Source organism: Vibrio sp. 03_296 (genome assembly GCF_002265885.1).
The window spans coordinates 1-683 of record NZ_NPKW01000305.1 but is presented as its reverse complement, the minus strand read 5'-3'; the positions used below and the strand labels follow the sequence as shown (position 1 = coordinate 683).

The window sequence follows — 683 nt, the reverse complement described above, 5'->3', positions numbered from 1 at the left end:
ATCTTGGAAAACAATTTGCATTTCTTTGCGCAGCGGGCGCGATCTCTTTGGAGAAGCTTGGTGATATCGCGCCCTTCAAAGAAAATTTGCCCTTCCGTTGGTTCATACAGTTTAAGCAGCGTACGCCCTAAGGTGCTTTTGCCACAACCCGACTCGCCAACCAAACCTAAGGTTTCCCCTTGGTTGACCGATAAACTGACGCCATCCACCGCTTTGACGGTATAGCCTTTGCGAAACAAGCCTTTGCCAGAGACAAAATGCTGCTTGAGGTTTTCAATCCTTAATACTTCTTTACTCATCCTGAATTCCTTAGCTCCTCTGACTGACTTCAAACATGCGGCTATCCATCGGCTTAATGTCGATGAGCTGCTTAGGCTCACTGTCCAAGCTTGGCATTAGCCCATCAACGTTCAGTGTAGGGGTGCTTAGGATGATCAAACAGTTCAAAAATCTCTGCGTACTCAACAATCCGACCACCGTACATGACCGCGACGTCGTCGCACACTTCCGCCACCACACCCAGATCATGCGTGATGAATATCATCGCCATACCAGTTTCTTGCTGTAACTCGTTCATCAGTTCCAAAATGGAGGCTTGAACGGTCACATCCAACGCAGTAGTTGGCTCATCACAGATCAAGATATCCGGTTTGCACGCCAGTGCCATGGCGATCATCACGCGC

The 683-nt window shown here is 48.8% G+C and carries 2 pseudogenes; both read right to left on the bottom strand.

The annotated features are described in order from the left end of the window. A pseudogene (locus CIK04_RS24195) lies at positions 1 to 299 on the bottom strand (ATP-binding cassette domain-containing protein); the annotation flags it as partial. Between the two features lie 10 nt (positions 300 to 309). After that, a pseudogene (locus CIK04_RS24190) lies at positions 310 to 683 on the bottom strand (ABC transporter ATP-binding protein); the annotation flags it as partial.